General features: G+C 64.1%; 18 protein-coding genes. 12 read left to right on the forward strand and 6 right to left on the reverse strand.

What is annotated here, in order from left to right; all coding sequences use genetic code 11:
• Nucleotides 1–44 precede the first annotated feature (44 nt).
• Nucleotides 45–227: a hypothetical protein gene (locus C8J33_RS19740; protein ID WP_132665090.1), complete on the reverse strand. Its 183-nt coding sequence runs from the start codon at nucleotides 225–227 to the stop codon at nucleotides 45–47.
• 160 nt (nucleotides 228–387) lie between these two features.
• Here C8J33_RS19740 and C8J33_RS19745 point away from each other — a divergent pair, with 160 nt between their 5' ends.
• The 6 genes from C8J33_RS19745 to C8J33_RS19770 all read left to right on the forward strand — a co-directional run bounded on the left by C8J33_RS19745 (nucleotide 388) and on the right by C8J33_RS19770 (nucleotide 6,670).
• On the forward strand, nucleotides 388–1,689 hold the full coding sequence (locus C8J33_RS19745; RefSeq protein WP_132665091.1) for an amidohydrolase family protein: 1,302 nt from the start codon (nucleotides 388–390) through the stop codon (nucleotides 1,687–1,689).
• Nucleotides 1,686–2,174 (forward strand): bleomycin resistance protein, encoded by a 489-nt coding sequence (locus C8J33_RS19750; protein ID WP_132665092.1) that lies wholly within the window; start codon nucleotides 1,686–1,688, stop codon nucleotides 2,172–2,174. Before C8J33_RS19745 ends, C8J33_RS19750 begins: the two co-directional genes overlap by 4 nt.
• Before the next feature lie 26 nt (nucleotides 2,175–2,200).
• Nucleotides 2,201–3,121, forward strand: a complete 921-nt coding sequence (locus C8J33_RS19755; protein ID WP_132665093.1) for a LysR substrate-binding domain-containing protein — start codon at nucleotides 2,201–2,203, stop codon at nucleotides 3,119–3,121.
• Between the two features lie 108 nt (nucleotides 3,122–3,229).
• Nucleotides 3,230–4,606, forward strand: coding sequence for an LLM class flavin-dependent oxidoreductase (locus C8J33_RS19760; RefSeq protein ID WP_132665094.1), 1,377 nt, complete (start codon nucleotides 3,230–3,232; stop codon nucleotides 4,604–4,606).
• A gap of 140 nt (nucleotides 4,607–4,746) precedes the next feature.
• Nucleotides 4,747–5,274 carry a flavin reductase family protein gene (locus C8J33_RS19765; protein ID WP_132448445.1) on the forward strand — a complete coding sequence of 176 codons (528 nt, stop codon included), beginning with the start codon at nucleotides 4,747–4,749 and terminating at the stop codon, nucleotides 5,272–5,274.
• A gap of 10 nt (nucleotides 5,275–5,284) precedes the next feature.
• On the forward strand, nucleotides 5,285–6,670 hold the full coding sequence (locus tag C8J33_RS19770; protein WP_245507219.1) for an FAD-binding oxidoreductase: 1,386 nt from the start codon (nucleotides 5,285–5,287) through the stop codon (nucleotides 6,668–6,670).
• Nucleotides 6,671–6,694: 24 nt separating this feature from the next.
• Here the strand turns inward: C8J33_RS19770 and C8J33_RS19775 are convergent, their stop codons facing one another.
• The 4 genes from C8J33_RS19775 to C8J33_RS19790 all read right to left on the reverse strand — a co-directional run bounded on the left by C8J33_RS19775 (nucleotide 6,695) and on the right by C8J33_RS19790 (nucleotide 9,841).
• Nucleotides 6,695–7,486, reverse strand: a complete 792-nt coding sequence (locus C8J33_RS19775; protein WP_110800723.1) for an amino acid ABC transporter ATP-binding protein — start codon at nucleotides 7,484–7,486, stop codon at nucleotides 6,695–6,697.
• Nucleotides 7,483–8,151, reverse strand: a complete 669-nt coding sequence (locus C8J33_RS19780; RefSeq protein ID WP_110800722.1) for an amino acid ABC transporter permease — start codon at nucleotides 8,149–8,151, stop codon at nucleotides 7,483–7,485. Before C8J33_RS19780 ends, C8J33_RS19775 begins: the two co-directional genes overlap by 4 nt.
• Nucleotides 8,148–8,789, reverse strand: a complete 642-nt coding sequence (locus C8J33_RS19785; RefSeq protein ID WP_110800721.1) for an amino acid ABC transporter permease — start codon at nucleotides 8,787–8,789, stop codon at nucleotides 8,148–8,150. Before C8J33_RS19785 ends, C8J33_RS19780 begins: the two co-directional genes overlap by 4 nt.
• A gap of 224 nt (nucleotides 8,790–9,013) precedes the next feature.
• On the reverse strand, nucleotides 9,014–9,841 hold the full coding sequence (locus tag C8J33_RS19790) for a transporter substrate-binding domain-containing protein (protein WP_110730057.1): 828 nt from the start codon (nucleotides 9,839–9,841) through the stop codon (nucleotides 9,014–9,016).
• 230 nt (nucleotides 9,842–10,071) lie between these two features.
• Between C8J33_RS19790 and hutC the strand changes: the two genes are divergently transcribed.
• Complete coding sequence (gene hutC, locus C8J33_RS19795; protein WP_132665096.1) at nucleotides 10,072–10,776, forward strand: histidine utilization repressor; 705 nt, start codon at nucleotides 10,072–10,074, stop codon at nucleotides 10,774–10,776.
• A gap of 23 nt (nucleotides 10,777–10,799) precedes the next feature.
• Here the strand turns inward: hutC and C8J33_RS19800 are convergent, their stop codons facing one another.
• Nucleotides 10,800–12,128: an MFS transporter gene (locus C8J33_RS19800; protein ID WP_110800930.1), complete on the reverse strand. Its 1,329-nt coding sequence runs from the start codon at nucleotides 12,126–12,128 to the stop codon at nucleotides 10,800–10,802.
• Nucleotides 12,129–12,526: 398 nt separating this feature from the next.
• Between C8J33_RS19800 and cyoA the strand changes: the two genes are divergently transcribed.
• The 5 genes from cyoA to C8J33_RS19825 are packed head-to-tail and all read left to right on the forward strand — an operon-like array spanning nucleotide 12,527 to nucleotide 17,694.
• Nucleotides 12,527–13,795 carry a ubiquinol oxidase subunit II gene (gene cyoA / locus C8J33_RS19805; RefSeq protein ID WP_132665097.1) on the forward strand — a complete coding sequence of 423 codons (1,269 nt, stop codon included), beginning with the start codon at nucleotides 12,527–12,529 and terminating at the stop codon, nucleotides 13,793–13,795.
• Between the two features lie 48 nt (nucleotides 13,796–13,843).
• Nucleotides 13,844–15,844 (forward strand): cytochrome o ubiquinol oxidase subunit I, encoded by a 2,001-nt coding sequence (cyoB, locus tag C8J33_RS19810; protein WP_132665098.1) that lies wholly within the window; start codon nucleotides 13,844–13,846, stop codon nucleotides 15,842–15,844.
• Between the two features lie 2 nt (nucleotides 15,845–15,846).
• On the forward strand, nucleotides 15,847–16,476 hold the full coding sequence (gene cyoC, locus C8J33_RS19815) for a cytochrome o ubiquinol oxidase subunit III (RefSeq protein ID WP_110800717.1): 630 nt from the start codon (nucleotides 15,847–15,849) through the stop codon (nucleotides 16,474–16,476).
• Entirely contained in the window at nucleotides 16,473–16,886 is a 414-nt protein-coding gene (gene cyoD, locus C8J33_RS19820) for a cytochrome o ubiquinol oxidase subunit IV (RefSeq protein ID WP_110730062.1), read from the forward strand. The genes cyoC and cyoD overlap by 4 nt, the downstream gene beginning before the upstream one ends.
• Nucleotides 16,876–17,694: an SURF1 family protein gene (locus C8J33_RS19825; RefSeq protein ID WP_132665099.1), complete on the forward strand. Its 819-nt coding sequence runs from the start codon at nucleotides 16,876–16,878 to the stop codon at nucleotides 17,692–17,694. Before cyoD ends, C8J33_RS19825 begins: the two co-directional genes overlap by 11 nt.
• Nucleotides 17,695–17,704 lie beyond the last annotated feature (10 nt).

Genomic DNA, 17,704 nt, shown 5'->3' on the forward strand with positions numbered 1-17,704 from the left:
GAAATTACGGTGCGTCGTCGCTAACTTTTTGCAGTGCAGCAAAATCAGCCGGCGAACCGTTCCATGACGAAGCTATCGGGTGAGCCCTGCAGGACGCGGTTGGTCTTTTCCAGCGACATGGAGCTCATCGAGACAACAGGGGCATCCGGCTGCGACAGCACGGTTGCCGTCATGAAGGTTGCGGTCAGCGCGATATAGGCTGTCAGGGCTGCAAATCGTATCGACATGGCATCTCTCCTGGTTTTCGGCACAACTCACGCTTTCTTCGAAAGTTCCGTAAGCCACGGATGACTGTGGGGAAAGCGCCGTTTTGCCGGCTTTGCGCGCTTGCCGGGGCGATGCGACCGTTTAAGATGCCGGTGGGCCTTTTTACTGACGGAGCCGTCTATGACGTTCGACACCATCATTCGCCATGCCAACCTTGCCGATGACCGGATGGGCGTCGATATCGCGATCTCCAAAGGCCGGATCGTCGCGGTGGAACCCGGTATCACGGCGGAAGCGGGCGAGGTCATTGATGCGGGTGGCCGGCTCGTCAGTGCGCCGTTCATCGACATTCACTTTCACATGGATGCGACGCTGTCGCTCGGCACGCCCCGGCTCAACCGGTCGGGCACGCTGCTCGAAGGCATCCAGCTCTGGGGGGAGCTGAAGCCGCTCCTGACCAAGGAGGCGGTGATCGAGCGCGCGTTGCGCTATTGCGATCTCGCGGTTTCGCAAGGGCTGCTTGCCGTGCGCAGCCATGTCGATGTCTGCGACGAGCGGTTGACCGGGGTCGAGGCGCTGCTGGAGGTGAAGGATCTCGTGCGGGATTATCTCGACCTGCAGCTCGTGGCCTTTCCGCAGGACGGCTATTTCCGTTCGCCCACGGCGGCCCGCAATCTCGAACGCTCGCTCGACATGGGCGTCGATGTCGTCGGCGGCATTCCGCATTTCGAGCGGACGATGGAGGACGGGCGGCGCTCGGTGACCGCGCTCTGCGAGATCGCGGCGGAACGGGGGCTGCTGGTCGATCTGCACTGCGACGAGACTGACGACCCGATGTCGCGCCATATCGAAACTTTGGCTTACGAAACGCAGCGCCTCGGGCTTCAGGGGCGCGTGGCCGGTTCGCATCTGACATCCATGCATTCGATGGACAACTACTACGTTTCCAAGCTTCTGCCGCTGATCGCGGAGGCGCAGATCCATTGCGTGCCCAATCCGCTGGCCAACATCGTGCTGCAGGGGCGGCACGATAGCTATCCGAAGCGGCGCGGCATGATGCGCGTTCCCGAGCTGATGGCGCTCGGCGTCAACGTCGCCTATGGGCAGGACAGCTGCATGGACCCCTGGTATTCGTTCGGCAATGCCGACATGCTCGATGTCGCGCACATGGCCGTCCACACGGGACACATGACGAGCCCGGCGGCGGTCAAAGCCTCGTTCCGGGCGGTGACCGAAAACGCGGCTCGCACCTTCGGGCTGGAAGGCTACGGCATCGCCCCGGGTTGCCATGCCGACCTCGTGCTTCTCGAAGCGCGCGACGCGGCGGAGGCCGTGCGCATGCGGGCGAACCGGCTGATGGTGCTGCGCCGCGGCAAGGTCATCGCGCAGACGCCACCGCGCACGGCAAAGCTGTCGTTGGCCGGGCGACCGGACACGCTGGAGCCCTGGCGCTATGCGCCGGTCGAGGCGTCGGCATCATGAGCCTCGATATAACGCCACCCCGCCTCGGGCAGAGCGAACGCAACGCCGCCGATAGTGCCGGCGGGCTTCCGGCGGGCGGGTTCAACGCGCTCGTGCCGGAACTCGATGTGACGGACCTTGGCCGCAGCCTGACCTTCTGGTGCGACCTCCTCGGTTTTGCCATTGCCTACGACCGCAAGGCCGCGAACTTTGCCTATCTGGAGCGCGAGGGTGCGCAGATCATGCTGTCGCAGATCAACGGCACCTGGGTCACGGCGCCGCTGGAGCCGCCGCTCGGGCGCGGTATGAATTTCCAGATCGCGGTTTCCGATATCGCCGCCATCGCCGAACGGCTGGCGCAGGCGGACTGGCCGCTCTTCCGGGGCGTTCAGGATGCCGTTTACAATGTCGGGGGTGAGGACCGGGCGTCGCGCGAGCTGCTGGTACAGGATCCGGACGGTTATCTCGTGCGCCTCGCGCAGCGTCTGCCGATCGGCGATGCGTAAGGTGGTGTGAACCTGAAAGGCAGCGGATGACGGTCATCGCCCTCAGGGCTCTGCAAGCCTTCGAGGCGGTGGGGCGGCTTGGCAGCGTGACGGCGGCTGCCGTCGAGCTCGGCGTTTCCCCGGGCGCCGTCAGCCAGCACCTGCGCAAGCTGGAGGCGCATCTCAGCGTAAGCCTGATCGAGCGGCGCGGCCGGCGCATCGCGATGACGGCGCTCGGTCATCTCTATCATGCCGAAATCGCCAAGGGCTTCCTGCAGTTCGAGGCGGCGGGCCGCGTGCTGGCACGGGCGCGCAATACGGGCGGGTTGACCCTGTCGGCGCTATCCTCCGTCGTCAACAAATGGATCGGCCGCCGGATCTTCGACTGGCAGGCCGTGCATCCCGACGCGCAGATCCGCATTCTCGGGCAGGATGCGGAGCCGCGGCTCGGCATCGACGAGGTTGATTTCCGGATCACCTATGGCCTGCGCGGCAGTCCGCATCCCCACAGCACCGCGCTTTTTCGCGACTGGGTGGTGCCGGCCTGCGCGCCGGCCCTGATCGCGGAACATGCCGGCCCTGTTGGCCCTGCGGAGATCCTGCGCCATCCGCTGCTGCATATCGCCTGGGAGCAGCATTTCTCGACATTTCCGCACTGGCGGGATTTCGCGCATGCGGCTGGCGTCGCCTTTGCGGAGGGTGGGCCGGGCCTGTCGTTCACGCTGTCATCCAGCGCCATCGATGCCGCGGTCAACAAGCGCGGCTTCGTGCTGGCGCAGATGTCGATGATCACGGACGAGCTTGCCGCAGGCACGCTGGTCCTGCCCTTCGACCTGCGGCTGCCGCTGCCGGAGAGCTATTTTCTCGCCTGGGACCGCTCCGCCCTCGACAAGCCGCATGGGCAGGCGTTCCATGGCTGGCTGACGGCGCTTGGGCGGCGGCAGGGACTTGCGTCGGCGCCGCAATGACTTTCCGCGACTGTTTAGAAAAACTCACATAGAACGTCGTTTCCCGGGCTTGTCCGCCGGCCGGTTCCCGCCATACTCCGGGCAGTCGATCACAGGAAGGGACCTCGCATGGCACGGCAGGACAAGCTCAAGCTCGGGACGTTCGTCTACACCTTCGGGTTCCATCCCGCGAGCTGGCTGCACCCTTCCAGCGATGTGACCGGGGCGAACGATATCGCGCATCTGAAAAAGGTCGCGCAGATGTCCGAAGCGGCCAAGTTCGATTTCCTGTTCATGGCGGATTCGCCGGCGGCCGGCATCGGCGATCCCGATGCGCTGGCCCGCAGCCCCACGAAGATGAACCGTTTCGAGCCGCTGACGCTGCTCTCCGCGCTGTCCATGGTGACGGAGCGGCTGGGCCTCGTGGCGACCGCATCGACCAGCTATTACGAGCCCTTCAACCTCGCCCGCATCTTCGCCTCCATCGATCAGTTGTCGAACGGCCGCGCCTGCTGGAATGTCGTGACGTCGGATCATGACGAGACCGGCTACAATTTCAACCGCACGGGGCTCGATCCGCACGAGTTGCGCTACGAACGCTGCCGGGAATTCGTGGATGTCGTCTTCGGACTCTGGGACAGTTTCGAGAAGGATGCGCTGCTGCTCGACCGCGATAGCGGCCTCTACTACGACAAGGCCCGGCATCACATGCTGAACCATGTCGGCAAGCACTATCAGGTGCGCGGGCCGCTCAACATCGCGCCCTCGGCGCAAGGGCGGCCCGTGATTGCGCAGGCGGGCGGGTCGGAGGCCGGCATGGACCTCGCCGCGCGCACGGCCGAGATCGTCTTCAGCCTCGCCTCCAACATCGACCGGAACCGGGCATTCTACGCGAACGTCAAAGGGCGCATGCCGGCGCTGGGGCGCGATCCTGACGACCTCAAGATCATGCCGGGCGTGGTGCTGAATGTGGGGGAGACGGAGGCCGAGGCGCGGGCCAAGGTCGCGTTCCTGATCGATAGGCTGCATCCCGATGTCGGACGGCTGATGCTGTCGGAATTCCTGGAGGCGGACCTGCGCGGCGTGCCGCTGGACGAGCCTTTCCCGATGGACCGGCTTCCCGAACAGCCGAAGGGCTCCAAGGCGCTGTTCGAGGAGCTGACCGATTTCGTGAAGAAGGGCCATACGGTGGGCGAGCTGATCCGGCTCTATGCCGAGAAGCACACCGGCAACGGTATCACCGGCACGCCGGTGCAGATCGCGGATTTCATGGAGGAATGGTTCGAGACGCGCGCGGCCGACGGCTTCATCCTGATGTTTCCGACCCTGCCGGCGAGCCTTGAGGATTTCTCTCGGTTGGTCCTGCCGGAGCTTCGCCGCCGCGGCCTGTTCCGGGAGGAATACGAAGGCGAGACGCTGCGCGAGAACCTCGGCATCTCCGTACCGATCAATCGTCACACCGCCGCCCGGCAACGTTCCGGCACCTCGGGCGTTCAGGCTCCGTAAAGCATACGCGAAGATCGAGCTCCGTCCTTCGCAGTCCTGTTTTTGGTGGAAGGAAGATGTTCAGTGCATTCGGATAGACAGGGAGCCCCGACCGAGGATATGCCGTCGACCGGAATGCTCCAGATGCGAGGTGTCGTGACATGACTGCTGCCGTTTCTCCGTCGCCTGTGGACGCGGCCGGCCCCGATGCCGCGGCCTTCAAGCTTTCCATGCGCCATCTCGCAGGCGCTGTCTGCGTCATCACGGTGGGCGATGGCGAGGCGCGGACCGGGTTTACCGCGACGTCGGTCACCTCGCTCTCGGCCGAAGTGCCCTCGGTCATCGTCAGCCTTAACCGCACATCCTCCTCCTGGCCCGTGCTGGAGCGGAGCGGCCATTTCTGCGTCAACGTGCTGGCGGAAGGTCAGGACGGCGTTGCCAAGGCCTTTGCCGGCGCGGACGGACGCCGGGGGGCTGAGCGCTATGCCGGCGCCGAATGGACCCGGCTCGACAGCGGCGGATGGGCGCTTGCCGATGCGCTGACCGTTATCGATTGCGGCCTCGACGAGGCGCTGCATCGCCACACGCATGCCATCCTCATCGGCCGCGTGCGCAGCGTACGGGTGCGGCAGAACGTGGCACCGCTTCTCTACTTCAATGGCGGCTTCCGCACGCTGCTTCCCGAATAGGACGACCCACATGCCCGAGATCGACGCCGTCCTCGCCGCCATCACTGCGGCCGTTCCCGGCGTGGACATGCGCATCGGGGCGGATATATCGGCGCTTCATCCCGGCGAACATCCCGACAATCTCGGCGGCTCCGCCGTCATTGCGCCGCGCGATGTTGCCTCCTTCTCCACCATCGTCGGCATTTGCGCGCAGGCCGGCATTCCTGTCGTCACCCATGGCGGACGGACGGGGTTGGTCGGCGGCGGTATCTCTGCGGCGGGCGACGTCGTGATCTCGCTGAAAAATCTCGACCGCATCATCGAGATCGACCCGGTCGGCAGCGTGGCCGTGGTCGAAGCCGGGGTGACGCTGGAGGCGTTGCAACAGGCCGCCGCCGTTCACGGGCTGGAGCCGGGCATCGACCTTGCGGCACGGGGATCGGCGACGCTGGGCGGTATGGCCTCCACCAATGCCGGCGGCGTCATGGCGTTCCGCAACGGTGTCATGCGCCATCGCATTCTGGGGCTGGAAGCGGTGCTGCCGGATGGCGGCATCTATCGCGACATGGTGCGCGTGGTGAAGAATTCCGCCGGCTACGACCTGAAACATCTGCTGATCGGGGCCGAGGGTACGCTCGGCGTGATCACCGGGCTGGTGGTCAAGCTCGATCCGGTGCCGGCGGCGAGCGCCACGGCGCTGTTCGGCCTGCCCTCGACGGACGCCGCATTGGCGCTGATGGGGCTTGCCCGGGCCACGGGCAACTTGCGGGCCTGCGAGGCGATGTGGTCGCGCTATTTTGGCTTTACGGCGCAGCATTTCGGCTGGCGCGAAACGAGAGATGCGACGCCGGTGCATCTGGCCATCGGGCTCGGCGGCGAGACGGACGAGGCGCTTCTCACCGTCCTTGCCGGGCTTTACGAGGCGATCTGCGAGACCTATCCGGAAACGACGGCGGTGGTTGCGGGCTCCGTGCAGCAGGCGCACGAGATCTGGCGGCTTCGGGAGGAGACGGCGCTGATGTATCGCGCCTTTCCGGCAGCGCCCTCCTATGACATTTCCGTGCCGATCGACCGGCTCGGCGCCTATCTCGCGCGGGTCGCGCCGCTGCTTGAGGCCATCGACGGCCTTTCGCCCTTCATCTTCGGCCATGTCGCCGACGGCAACCTGCATGTCGTGCTCGACCGGCCGGGGAGCTGGATGACGGAGGCGCGCCGCGATGCCGTGGAGCAGGTGCTCTATGACGGGATCGGCGCGATGGGCGGGTCGTTCTCCGCCGAACACGGCGTCGGCTCCAAGCGCATTCATGCGCTGCTGGCGACGGGCGATCCGGTGAAGCTGGCGACGATGCGGGCGATCAAGCAGGCGCTGGATCCGAGGGGGTTGTTCAATCCGGGCAAGGTTCTGCCGGTGGCGTAAGGCCGCCTATCACACCAGCCCCTATCACACGAGCATCGAGGCGCCGCGGTCGAGGTAGGTGTCGAGGAATTGCTCGAGGCGGGGGTGGCGGGGCTTGCCGAAGACCTCGGATGGCGGGCCGGAGAAGAGCAGGCGGCCCTGATCGAGAAAGCTGATCCGGCTGCCGACGGTCGCCGCAAAGCCGATCTCATGGCTGACGACGACCATGGTCATGCCCTCGGCCGCCAGATCCCGCATGACGTTCAGCACTTCGCCGGTCAGTTCCGGATCGAGCGAGGAGGTGGGTTCGTCGAACAGCATGATCTTCGGCTTTAGCGCCAAAGCTCTGGCAATCGCCACGCGCTGCTGCTGCCCGCCGGACAGCTGCGACGGATAGTGCCCGGCGCGGGCCTCAAGCCCGACCTTGACCAGTTGCTCCATGGCGCGGGCCTCGGCGTCCTTCCGGCTCATCTTGTGGACGGTACGCAGGGCTTCGCTGACATTGCCGAGCGCCGTCATGTGCGGCCAGAGATTGAACTGCTGGAAGACCATGCCGATCTTCGAGCGGATGGCGCGGTTCGTGGCGGCGGGAATGCGCTCGCGCATGCCGTTCGAATTCTCCGAGAACCCGAGCACCTCGCCATCCACCGTGATGGTGCCGCTTGTCGCCTCCTCCAGAAAGGCCATGCAGCGCAGGAGCGTGCTCTTGCCCGAGCCCGACGGGCCGATGAGGCAGGAGACCTGCCCGGGCGGGATCTCCAGATCGATACCATGCAGCACGGCGGTGTCGCCGTAGCGCTTGACGAGGTTTCGGACGGCGATGGCGGGAAGGGTCATGTCGGGGAAAACCTGTATCGGGACAAGCGATGCTCGGCATAACGGCCGAGCTTGTCGGTGACTTCCACCAGCACCCAGTAGAACACGGCGAGCAGGAAGAGCGATTCGACGAAGGCATATTGCTGGGAGCCGATGGCGCTGACGGTGAGCGTCAGCTCCGGCACGGTGATGATGGAGAGGATCGCGGTTTCCTTCATCAGGATCACGGCCATGTTGATGGCGGGGGGCAGCACCAGCATGGTCATTTCCGGCAGAAGGATGCGCCGCACGATCTGGCCCTGGCTGAGGCCGACGCATTCCGCCGCCTCGATATGGCCCTTGGGGATGGCGGCAAAACCGGCGCGAAAAATCTCGCTGAAATAGGCGGCGCCGTAGATCGTCAGGCCCAAGAGCCCGGCGGGGATCGGATCGAGCGCGAGGCCGATGAAGGGGCCGCCGTAATAGAGAAGGAAGATCTGGATGAGGAACGGCGTGCCGCGCAGCACTTCGACGGCAAGCCCGAGTGGCCAGTCGATGATGCGGCCGCCATAGCGCCGGCCGACGGCGACGAGAAAGCCCACGGCCGCGCCGCCGATGGTGCCGGCGATCCAGAGAAGCAGCGTGACGCCGGCGCCGGAGAGGATGGCTGGGAGTTGCGCGAGAATGACGTTGATATCGAAGGTCATCGCGGCACTCCGGGCAGGGACCGCTCTATGAGGCTGCCGGTACGCGCCACCACCCAGTTGATGACGAGATAGATAAGGCCGGCGCAGGCGAAGAGTTGCAGCGGCAGGAAGGTGCTGCCCGCCAGATCCTGCGCCATGCGCGTCAGCTCGACGATGCCGACGACGGAGACGAGCGAGGAGGCCTTGAGGATCAGGATCGCCTCGTTGACGAGCGCGGGAAATGTCAGCCGCAGCGCGATCGGCACCTTGATGCGGCGGAAGGCCTGGGAGGGCGTGAGGCCGACCATCTCGGCCGACTCGATCAGGCCGCGGGGGACGCTCGCAAAGCCGCCGCGCAGGTTTTCCGCCTGATAGGCCGCGGTGCAGAGCGAAAGGCCGATAATGGCAGCGACGATGCTGGGCACGTTGAGGCCGATGACGGGCAGGAGATTGTAGATTAGCAGCAACTGCACGAGGAGAGGCACGCCGCGGAAGAAGCTGATGAAAATTCGGGCAGGAACCGCCATGACGCGGCGGCCGGACAGGAGCATGCCGGAGAGGAGAATGGCAATCGCAAAGCCGATCAGAATCGACACGAGGCTGATGCCGATCGTGTAGAGCGAGGCTTTGAGAAGGAGTTCGAACAGCTTGAAGGACATTGCCGGCCAATTCGTCGGGTGGGCTGTCGGACGCGGTACAGTGCGGTGCGTCAGATAGGACGCCCTCAGTTCGCTGTAACGCTTTACACCTGCTGCATCATCCGATCCAAAAATCGATTCCGACTTCAGGAATGATGCAGTGGGGCGAGCGGAAGGGCGGGGCCGACTGTGCGCACGTGCGTCGTGCCGGTTCAGCCCCGCTTTGGATCAGGGAACGGTCCTGATTAGAATGCCGGGTCCTTGACTGCATCCGGTGTGTCGAAGCTGGCGCCGAACCACTTTTCCTGCAGCTTGGCGAGGCGTCCGTCACCCTTCATCTTCAGGAGCGCTGCGTCGATCGCGTCCATCAGCGGCGCGTGGTCCGCATCCTTTGTGCCGATGAAGCCGAAATAGGCCTTCTGGCCGAAGGGCGGCATCACGACCTCGAACGTATCCTTGCGCTGGCTGGCGACGAAGGCGATGTTCGGCAGGGAGTTTGCCACACCGGCGATGCGGCCGGCTGCGAGATCGGCGTAGGATTCGGTGAAGGCGGGATATTCGCGGATATCGACCTTCGCGGGGAGCTTTTCGGAATAACCCTGCAGCTGGGCGAGCTGCGCCGTCGCCTTGCCGACGCCGATCGCTTTGCCGGCGATGTCTTCCGGCTTGGTAATGCTGGTGTCGCCGGCCTTCTTCAGGATCGCGACCGTCGCTTCGGCCACCGGCGGCGTGAAGCGGTAGCGCTCCATGCGGGCCTTGGTGATCGTGGCGGGGCCGGCGACCATGTCGAACTTGCCGGCTTCGAGGCCCGGCAGGACGCCTTCCCAGGGGAGGGCGATCCATTCGATCTCGACGCCCAACTCCTTGCCGAGTTCGGCGAAGACATCCACGTTGAGGCCCGCATGCTCGCCGGCATCGATGAAGTCGAAGGGTGCGAAGGCGGTTTCGGTGCCGACCTTCATGGTGCCGGCGGCCTTGATGCGGGCGAGTGCGTCTTCGGCGTGGGCCGAGAAGGTCGCGCCGAGCAGGAAGGCCGCGGCAACGAGGCCCTTCAGCAGGAAATGGGATTTCATGGTCGTCTCTCCAGTATCGTGCCGCATCTCACGCGGCGTTCCCGTCTTCAGAATTGGATCTGCAGGCTTCTGCGTCCTGCATTTTGACTATACAAATAGACAGGTCCTTGCATAAGGTGTCAACGACAAACTGCCCGCGGTGTGCGGCATCCGCTGCCCTTGTCATGCGAGTGACATGCAAGCGTCGTGCCGTGTCCGCACCGCCTGTCCGCCGACCGGAGAGCCGTGCCTTGACCTCGCTTCACCAGCGCATTTTCGAAGACATCGAGCAGAAGATCATGAGCGGCACCTGGCCGCCCGGGCAGCGCATTCCGGCCGAGCATGAGCTGGAAGTGACCTATGGCTGCTCCCGGATGACGGTGAGCAAGGCGCTCTCGGCGCTGGCCGCGCGCGGCATGATCGTGCGCCGCCGCAGGGCTGGGTCTTTCGTCGCCTCGCCGCAGATCGACCGGACGGTGATGGATATTTCCGACATCGGCACGGAAGCGAAAGTGGCGGGCCACGCCTATAGCCACCGCATCCTGTCGCGGCGGATCGAGCGGCTGTCGGCGGTGGATGCGGCTGTCATCGAAGAGACGGCGGGAGCGGAGGTGCTGCGGGTGGAATGTCTGCACATCGTGGATGGAAGGCCCAATGCGCTGGAGAAGCGAATGATCCTGCTCGATGCGGTGCCGCAGGCGCGGGACGAGACCTTCGAGACGAGCCCGCCGGGGAGCTGGCTTCTGGATCAGGTGCCGTGGTCGGAGGCGAAACACATCATTCGCGCAGTTGCGGCGGATGCGGCAACCGCGAAGCTGCTGACGATCGAGCGACACGCCGCCTGCCTGCTCCTGACCCGCCAGACCTGGCAGAACGGCCGGACGGTGACCTTCGTCGAAATAACGCACCCCGGCGACCGTTACCAGTTCGCCGGGGTGTTTCATCCATCCAAGTAGTTTTGGCCAAGTCGTTTCGGCAACTATTCCCGAGCGAGCAGGCGCTTGTTGAGGAACAGGGCCAGCATGGTGCAGATCGCGCCCGACAGCAGGTAGTAACCGACGAAGGGCAGGCCGAACTTGCTCGACAGGCCGAGCGTGATCAGCGGCGCGAAACCGGCGCCGAGGAACCAGGCGAGGTCGGAGGTGAAGGCCGCGCCCGAGTAGCGATAGCCCTGCGTGAACCGCGAGGACACCGAACCCGCCGCCTGGCCGAAGGAGAGGCCGAGCACGCCGAAGCCGGCGATGACGAAGGACGAGATGCCGGTCTGGCCGGAGCCCAGCAGGATCGGGCCGATGAAGCTGAAGATGGCGATGATGATGGCGCCGACGACGAGCTGGCTGCGGCGGCCGATGCGGTCGGCAAGCAGGCCCGAAGCGATGACCGTGAGAATGCCGAGGCCCGCACCCGCAACCTGCACCAGCATGAACGAGCCGATCGACTGGTCGCTGTTGAGGTTCGTCCAGGCCAGCGGGAAGATCGTGACGACGTGGAACATGGCAAAGCTGGCCAGCGGCGCGAAGGCGCCGATCAGGATGTCGCGGCCATGGGTGCGGATCAGGTCCGTGAAGGGTACGGCTTCAAGCTCGTGACGCTCCAAGAGGTCGCCGAAATCCTTGGTCATGACGAGACGCAGGCGCGCGAACAGGGCGACGACGTTGATCGCGAAGGCGACGAAGAACGGGTAGCGCCAGCCCCAGGAGAGGAAGTCGGCTTCGGAGGTATTGGCGACGAAGAAACCGAACAGGATGCTGGCGAGCGCAAAGCCGATCGGCGCGCCGAGCTGCGGGATCATCGCGTACCAGCCGCGGTGCTTCTCCGGCGCGTTCAGCGCGAGCAGGGAGGCAAGGCCGTCCCAGGCGCCACCGAGCGCAAGGCCCTGGCCGATGCGGAAGATGGCGAGCAGGTAGATCGACCAGACGCCGGCATCCTGATAGCTGGGCAGGAAGCCCATGCAGACCGTGGAGATACCGAGCAGGAACAAAGCGATGGTGAGCTTGGTGCCGCGTCCGTAGGCACGGTCGATCGCCATGAAGACGACGGAGCCGATGGGGCGCGCGACGAAGGCGAGCGAGAAGATCCCGAAAGAATAGAGCGTCGCCGTCAACGGGTCCGGCTCGAACGAGAAGACGAGCTTCGGGAATACGAGGACGGAGGCGAGGCCGAACACGAAGAAGTCGAAGAACTCCGACATGCGGCCGATGATCACGCCGAGCGCAATCGAGCCCGGGGATACGGGTGCGTCGCCGTGGATCTGCCGCGCGTCGCGCTCCAGGGCCGAGGATGAGGGTCCGCCGGACGTCTCTGCTATCGTTGTCATCGGGATGCCTCCATGCCTTTCGCTAGCCGCGCGGTTCAACGCGTGCCGTCTTTTGAACGATGTTGATCAAACGGGCCGGGTTATCAAGTGGCAGGGGTGAGAAATTCTACCCTGCGACGGTATGACCCGTGTAAGGACGCGGTCATTTCAAGGGGAAGGCTCGACTTTCTCATCAAGACCTATATCTCGCATGTCAGCGGGCTGACGATATGAAGTCTGTGGACGACGTTCTGTCGCGAATGGTGGACCGAACCCGAGAGGTCTATCGACGCGGCGGTGAATTTTGCCGCAGGGCATCATTTTTGCTGCGGTGCGACCAAACACCTCATATCGTTCGTGGTCGCAGGGTATTACTCGCAGGGCAAAGATAACGAAAAGAGCATTGGACCATGGCGAACCTCTATCGACACGCTTGTCGCATCCTCATGCTGCCGCTCCTGGCGGGGCTTGCCGGCTGCAACATGGTGGTGATGTCCCCCTCGGGCGACATCGCAACGCAGCAGCGCGACCTTATCCTGGTCTCCACCTTCCTCATGCTCCTGATCATCATTCCGGTGATCGTCCTGATCTTCTATTTCGCCTGGCACTATCGCCGTGCGAATACGGACGCCGTCTACGATCCCGAATGGCATCACTCCACGCGCCTGGAAGTCGTGATCTGGTCGGCACCGCTCGCCATTATCGTCGCGCTCGGCGCCGTCACCTGGATCAGCACGCACAAGCTCGATCCGTACCGGCCGCTCGACCGGCTGGATGCGGAACGGCCGGTGACCGCCGACATGAAGCCGCTGACCGTCGAGGTCGTGGCGCTCGACTGGAAGTGGCTGTTCTTCTACCCGGAATACGGCATCGCCACGGTGAACGAACTGGCGGCACCCGTCGATGTGCCGATCAACTTCAAGATCACGGCCTCCTCGGTCATGAACTCCTTCTACATCCCGGCGCTGGCCGGCCAGATCTACGCCATGCCGGGCATGCAGACGCGGCTTCACGCCGTCATCAATGCGCCAGGCGAGTTCGAGGGCTTCTCCGCAAACTATAGCGGCGCCGGCTTCTCGCACATGCGTTTCAAGTTCCATGGCCTCGACCAGGCCGGCTTCGACGGCTGGGTCGCCAAGGTCAAGCAGCAGGGCACGATGCTCAATCGTGACACCTATCTGAAGCTCGAAAAGCCGAGCGAGCGGGAGCCGGTTCGCTACTATGGCGGCGTCGAGAACGGTCTCTACGAGGCGGTCCTCAACATGTGCGCCCAGCCCGGCAAGATGTGCATGAACGAGATGATGCATGTCGACATGATGGGCGGCGGCGGCGAGGATAGCGAAGGCAACCGCGAGCGCCTGCAATACGACAACCGCCATGCCGGCACCGGCGAAGGCACGAGCGCTGCAACCTTCCCCGCCACCGGCCAGCCGGCCCGCTCGGAGGGTGCGCCGGAAGGCGGCAACGATCACGGCCAGCACGGTGCCGCGCCGGCCGAAGGCCAGCCCGCTGACGGCGCACAGCCGATGCAGCACGATATGCAGAACATGAACGGGCACGACATGAACGGGCACCAGATGGGTGGCCAGGAAAATGGGGGCGCTCCAGCCCCCGACAGTGGCTCGGCGACGCCCGACAAGGGCTCGATTGCGCCCGAACAGCTGAACAACTCGAAATGATCGCGGCGCTTTTCCGCACCGCTTGCGACTGCAAGAACTGGGGTCACCATGTTTAATCAGGACATTTCCAGCCTCGTCTTCGGACGATTGACCTTGGAAGCCTTTCCGTACCACGAGCCGATCCTCGTGCTCACCTTCATCGGCGTCGTCCTCGGCGGCATCGCCGTCGTCGGCGCTCTCACCTACTTCAAGCTCTGGGGTTATCTCTGGAACGAGTGGCTGACGAGCGTCGACCACAAGAAGATCGGGATCATGTATGTGATCCTCGCGCTGATCATGCTTCTGCGCGGCTTCGCCGACGCTCTGATGATGCGCACGCAGCAGGCCATCGCCTTCAACGGCAATGAGGGCTTCCTGCCGCCGCACCATTACGACCAGGTGTTCACCGCGCACGGCGTCATCATGATCTTCTTCATGGCCATGCCGTTCGTCACGGGCCTGATGAACTTCGTCGTGCCGCTGCAGATCGGCGCCCGCGACGTGTCGTTCCCGTTCCTGAACAATTTCTCGTTCTGGATGACGGCGGCCGGTGCTGCGATCATCATGATCTCGCTCTTCGTCGGCGAATTCGCCCGTACCGGCTGGCTGGCCTATCCGCCGCTGTCGGGCGCGGACTACAGCCCGGGCGTGGGGGTCGATTATTATATCTGGGGCCTGCAGGTGGCGGGTGTCGGCACGACGCTGTCGGGTATCAACCTGATCGCGACCATCGTGAAGATGCGTGCGCCCGGCATGACCATGATGAAGATGCCGATCTTCACCTGGACCTCGCTCTGTACAAACGTTCTGATCGTCGCCTCCTTCCCGATCCTGACCGCAACGCTCGCGCTGCTGTCGCTCGACCGCTACGTTGGTACGCACTTCTTCACGAACGATCTCGGCGGCAACCCGATGATGTATGTGAACCTCATCTGGATCTGGGGTCACCCGGAAGTCTACATTCTGATCCTGCCGGCGTTCGGCATCTTCTCGGAAATCGTCGCCACCTTCAGCGGCAAGCGCCTGTTCGGCTATGCCTCGATGGTCTACGCCACGGTCGTCATCACGATCCTGTCCTACCTCGTCTGGCTGCACCACTTCTTCACGATGGGTTCGGGCGCCAGCGTCAACGCCTTCTTCGGCATCACCACGATGATTATCTCGATCCCGACGGGCGCCAAGATCTTCAACTGGCTGTTCACGATGTATCGTGGCCGCATCCGGTTCGAAGTCCCCATGCTCTGGACGATCGGCTTCATGGTGACCTTCGTCATCGGCGGCATGACGGGCGTTCTGCTCGCCGTACCCCCGGCCGACTTCGTGCTGCACAACTCGCTGTTCCTCATCGCCCACTTCCATAACGTCATCATCGGCGGCGTGGTCTTCGGCGTCATGGCCGGCGTCACCTACTGGTTCCCGAAAGCCTTCGGCTATCGCCTGAACGACTTCTGGGGCAAGATGAGCTTCTGGTTCTGGCTGGTCGGCTTCTACTTCGCCTTCATGCCACTCTACGTGCTCGGCCTGATGGGCGTCACGCGCCGCCTCAGCCAGTTCGAGGACCCGTCGCTGCAGATCTGGTTCATCATCGCGGCCTTCGGCGCCGTCCTGATCGCGCTCGGCATCGCCTCGTTCATCATCCAGCTGGTCGTCAGCTTCCTGCAGCGCGAGCAGTTGCGCGACCTCACGGGCGATCCCTGGAACGGCCGGACGCTGGAATGGTCGACGTCGTCGCCGCCGCCGGATTACAACTTCGCCTTCACGCCGGTCATTCACGATCACGACTCGTGGTACGACATGAAGAACCGCGGTTACGAGCGTCCGCTGGGTGGCTTCAAGCCGATCCACATGCCGAAGAACACCGGCACGGGGGTTATCCTCAGCGGCTTAAGCGTCGCCTTCGCCTTCGCCGTCATCTGGTACATCTGGTGGCTCGCCATCGTGTCCTTCATCGGCATCATCGCGGTCTCCATCGGACATACCTTCAACTACAACCGCGATTTCTACATTCCGGCGGATGACGTCATCGCAACGGAAGGGGAGCGCACACGGCGGCTCTCCGGGCAGGCCTGATCATGAGCGCACCGACACACGCCCCTCTCGCCGACGGCGAAAAGCCGGTCTTCTACCTGACGGAAGACCATCATCCGGAAAACAGCACGGGCCTCGGCTTCTGGCTGTACCTGATGAGCGACTGCCTGATCTTCGCGATCCTGTTCGCCACCTATGCCGTGCTTGGCCGCTCCTATGCGGCCGGCCCGTCGCCGGCCGATCTGTTCGACCTGCCGCTGGTGGCGATCAACACCTCCATGCTGCTCCTGTCGTCGATCACCTACGGCTTCGCGATGCTGCAGATGGAGCGCAAGGCGAAGACCGAGACGCTCTTCTGGCTCGGGATCACCGGCATCTTCGGCGCGATCTTCATCGGGCTCGAAATCTACGAGTTCGTGCACCTGATCCATGAAGGCGCCGGCCCCGGCCGCAGCGCGTTCCTGTCGGCCTTCTTCGTGCTGGTCGGTACCCACGGTCTGCACGTCACCTTCGGCATCATCTGGCTGATCACGCTGATGGTGCAGGTGTCGATGAAAGGGTTGATCCCGGAAAATCGTCGCCGCCTGATGTGCCTGTCGATGTTCTGGCACTTCCTCGACGTCGTCTGGATCGGCGTCTTCTCGATTGTCTACCTGATCGGAGTTCTCGGATGAGCACCCACGCCCCTGTCAACACTGGCGGACACGAGGACGCGCACGAAGCCCATCATGGCCATAGCCACGGTCATGAGGCGTCGCATGGTTCCTTCAAGAGCTACATGACCGGCTTCGTGCTGTCGGTCATCCTCACGGCCATCCCGTTCTGGCTGGTCATGGGCGAGGTGTTCGAGAACAAGGCCGTCACCGCCGGTCTCGTCATGCTGTTCGCGGTCGTGCAGATCGTCGTGCACATGATCTACTTCCTGCACATGAACACCAAGTCCGAAGGCGGCTGGACCATGATGGCGCTGATCTTCACGCTCGTGCTGATCGTCATCGCGCTGTCCGGTTCGCTCTGGGTCATGCATCATCTGAACACCAACATGATGACCATGACGCCGGATATGATGCGCAATGTCCCCTGATACACCCCGGCGGCTGGACACGGCCGCCGGATCACCGACGAAGGCGGCGTCCGATGATCGTGAGCCGGGCAAGCGCGGCTCCCGGAAGGGGCTCGTCGTGCTCGGGGCGGTCGCGACATTCGTCACGGTCGTTCTTCTGGCGCTCGGCATCTGGCAGGTGCAGCGCCTGTTCTGGAAGCTCGATCTGATCGAGCGCGTGGATGCGCGGGTCCATGCCGCACCGGTCGAGGCACCGCGTGCCGACCAGTGGTCTTCCATCACGCCCGGTAACGACGAATACCGCCATATCAGCGTCAACGGCAAGTTTCGGCATGAGGCGGAAACGCTGGTGCAGGCGACGACCGAGCGGGGCCCGGGCTTCTGGGTCATGACGCCGCTGGTGCGGGACGACGGCACCAGCGTCCTCGTCAATCGCGGCTTTGTGCCGCCCGACCGGCGGGACCCTGCGACGCGAAGCGCTGGGAATGTTTCTGATTCGACCCGTATCGTCGGCCTTCTTAGGCTCTCGGAGCCGGGCGGTGGCTTCCTGCGCGAAAACGATCCGTCAGGGGATCGCTGGTACTCCCGCGATGTCGCCGCTATCACCACGGCCCGCGGCCTGCAACAAGCGGCGCCCTATTTCATCGACGCTGACGGCACGGAAAACCTCGGCGGCCTTCCGGTGGGCGGCCTGACGCGCATCGTCTTTCCAAACAACCACCTCGTCTATGCCCTGACATGGTTCGCGCTCGCGGCCATGCTGATCGGTGCGATGCTGGTCATCGGGCGCCGGGAATGGGCGCGTGCCTCGGTCGATCCCGAGGCTTGAGCGTCGTCAA

The organism is Rhizobium sp. PP-CC-3G-465, assembly GCF_004343445.1.
Lineage (GTDB): Bacteria > Pseudomonadota > Alphaproteobacteria > Rhizobiales > Rhizobiaceae > Ferranicluibacter > Ferranicluibacter rubi.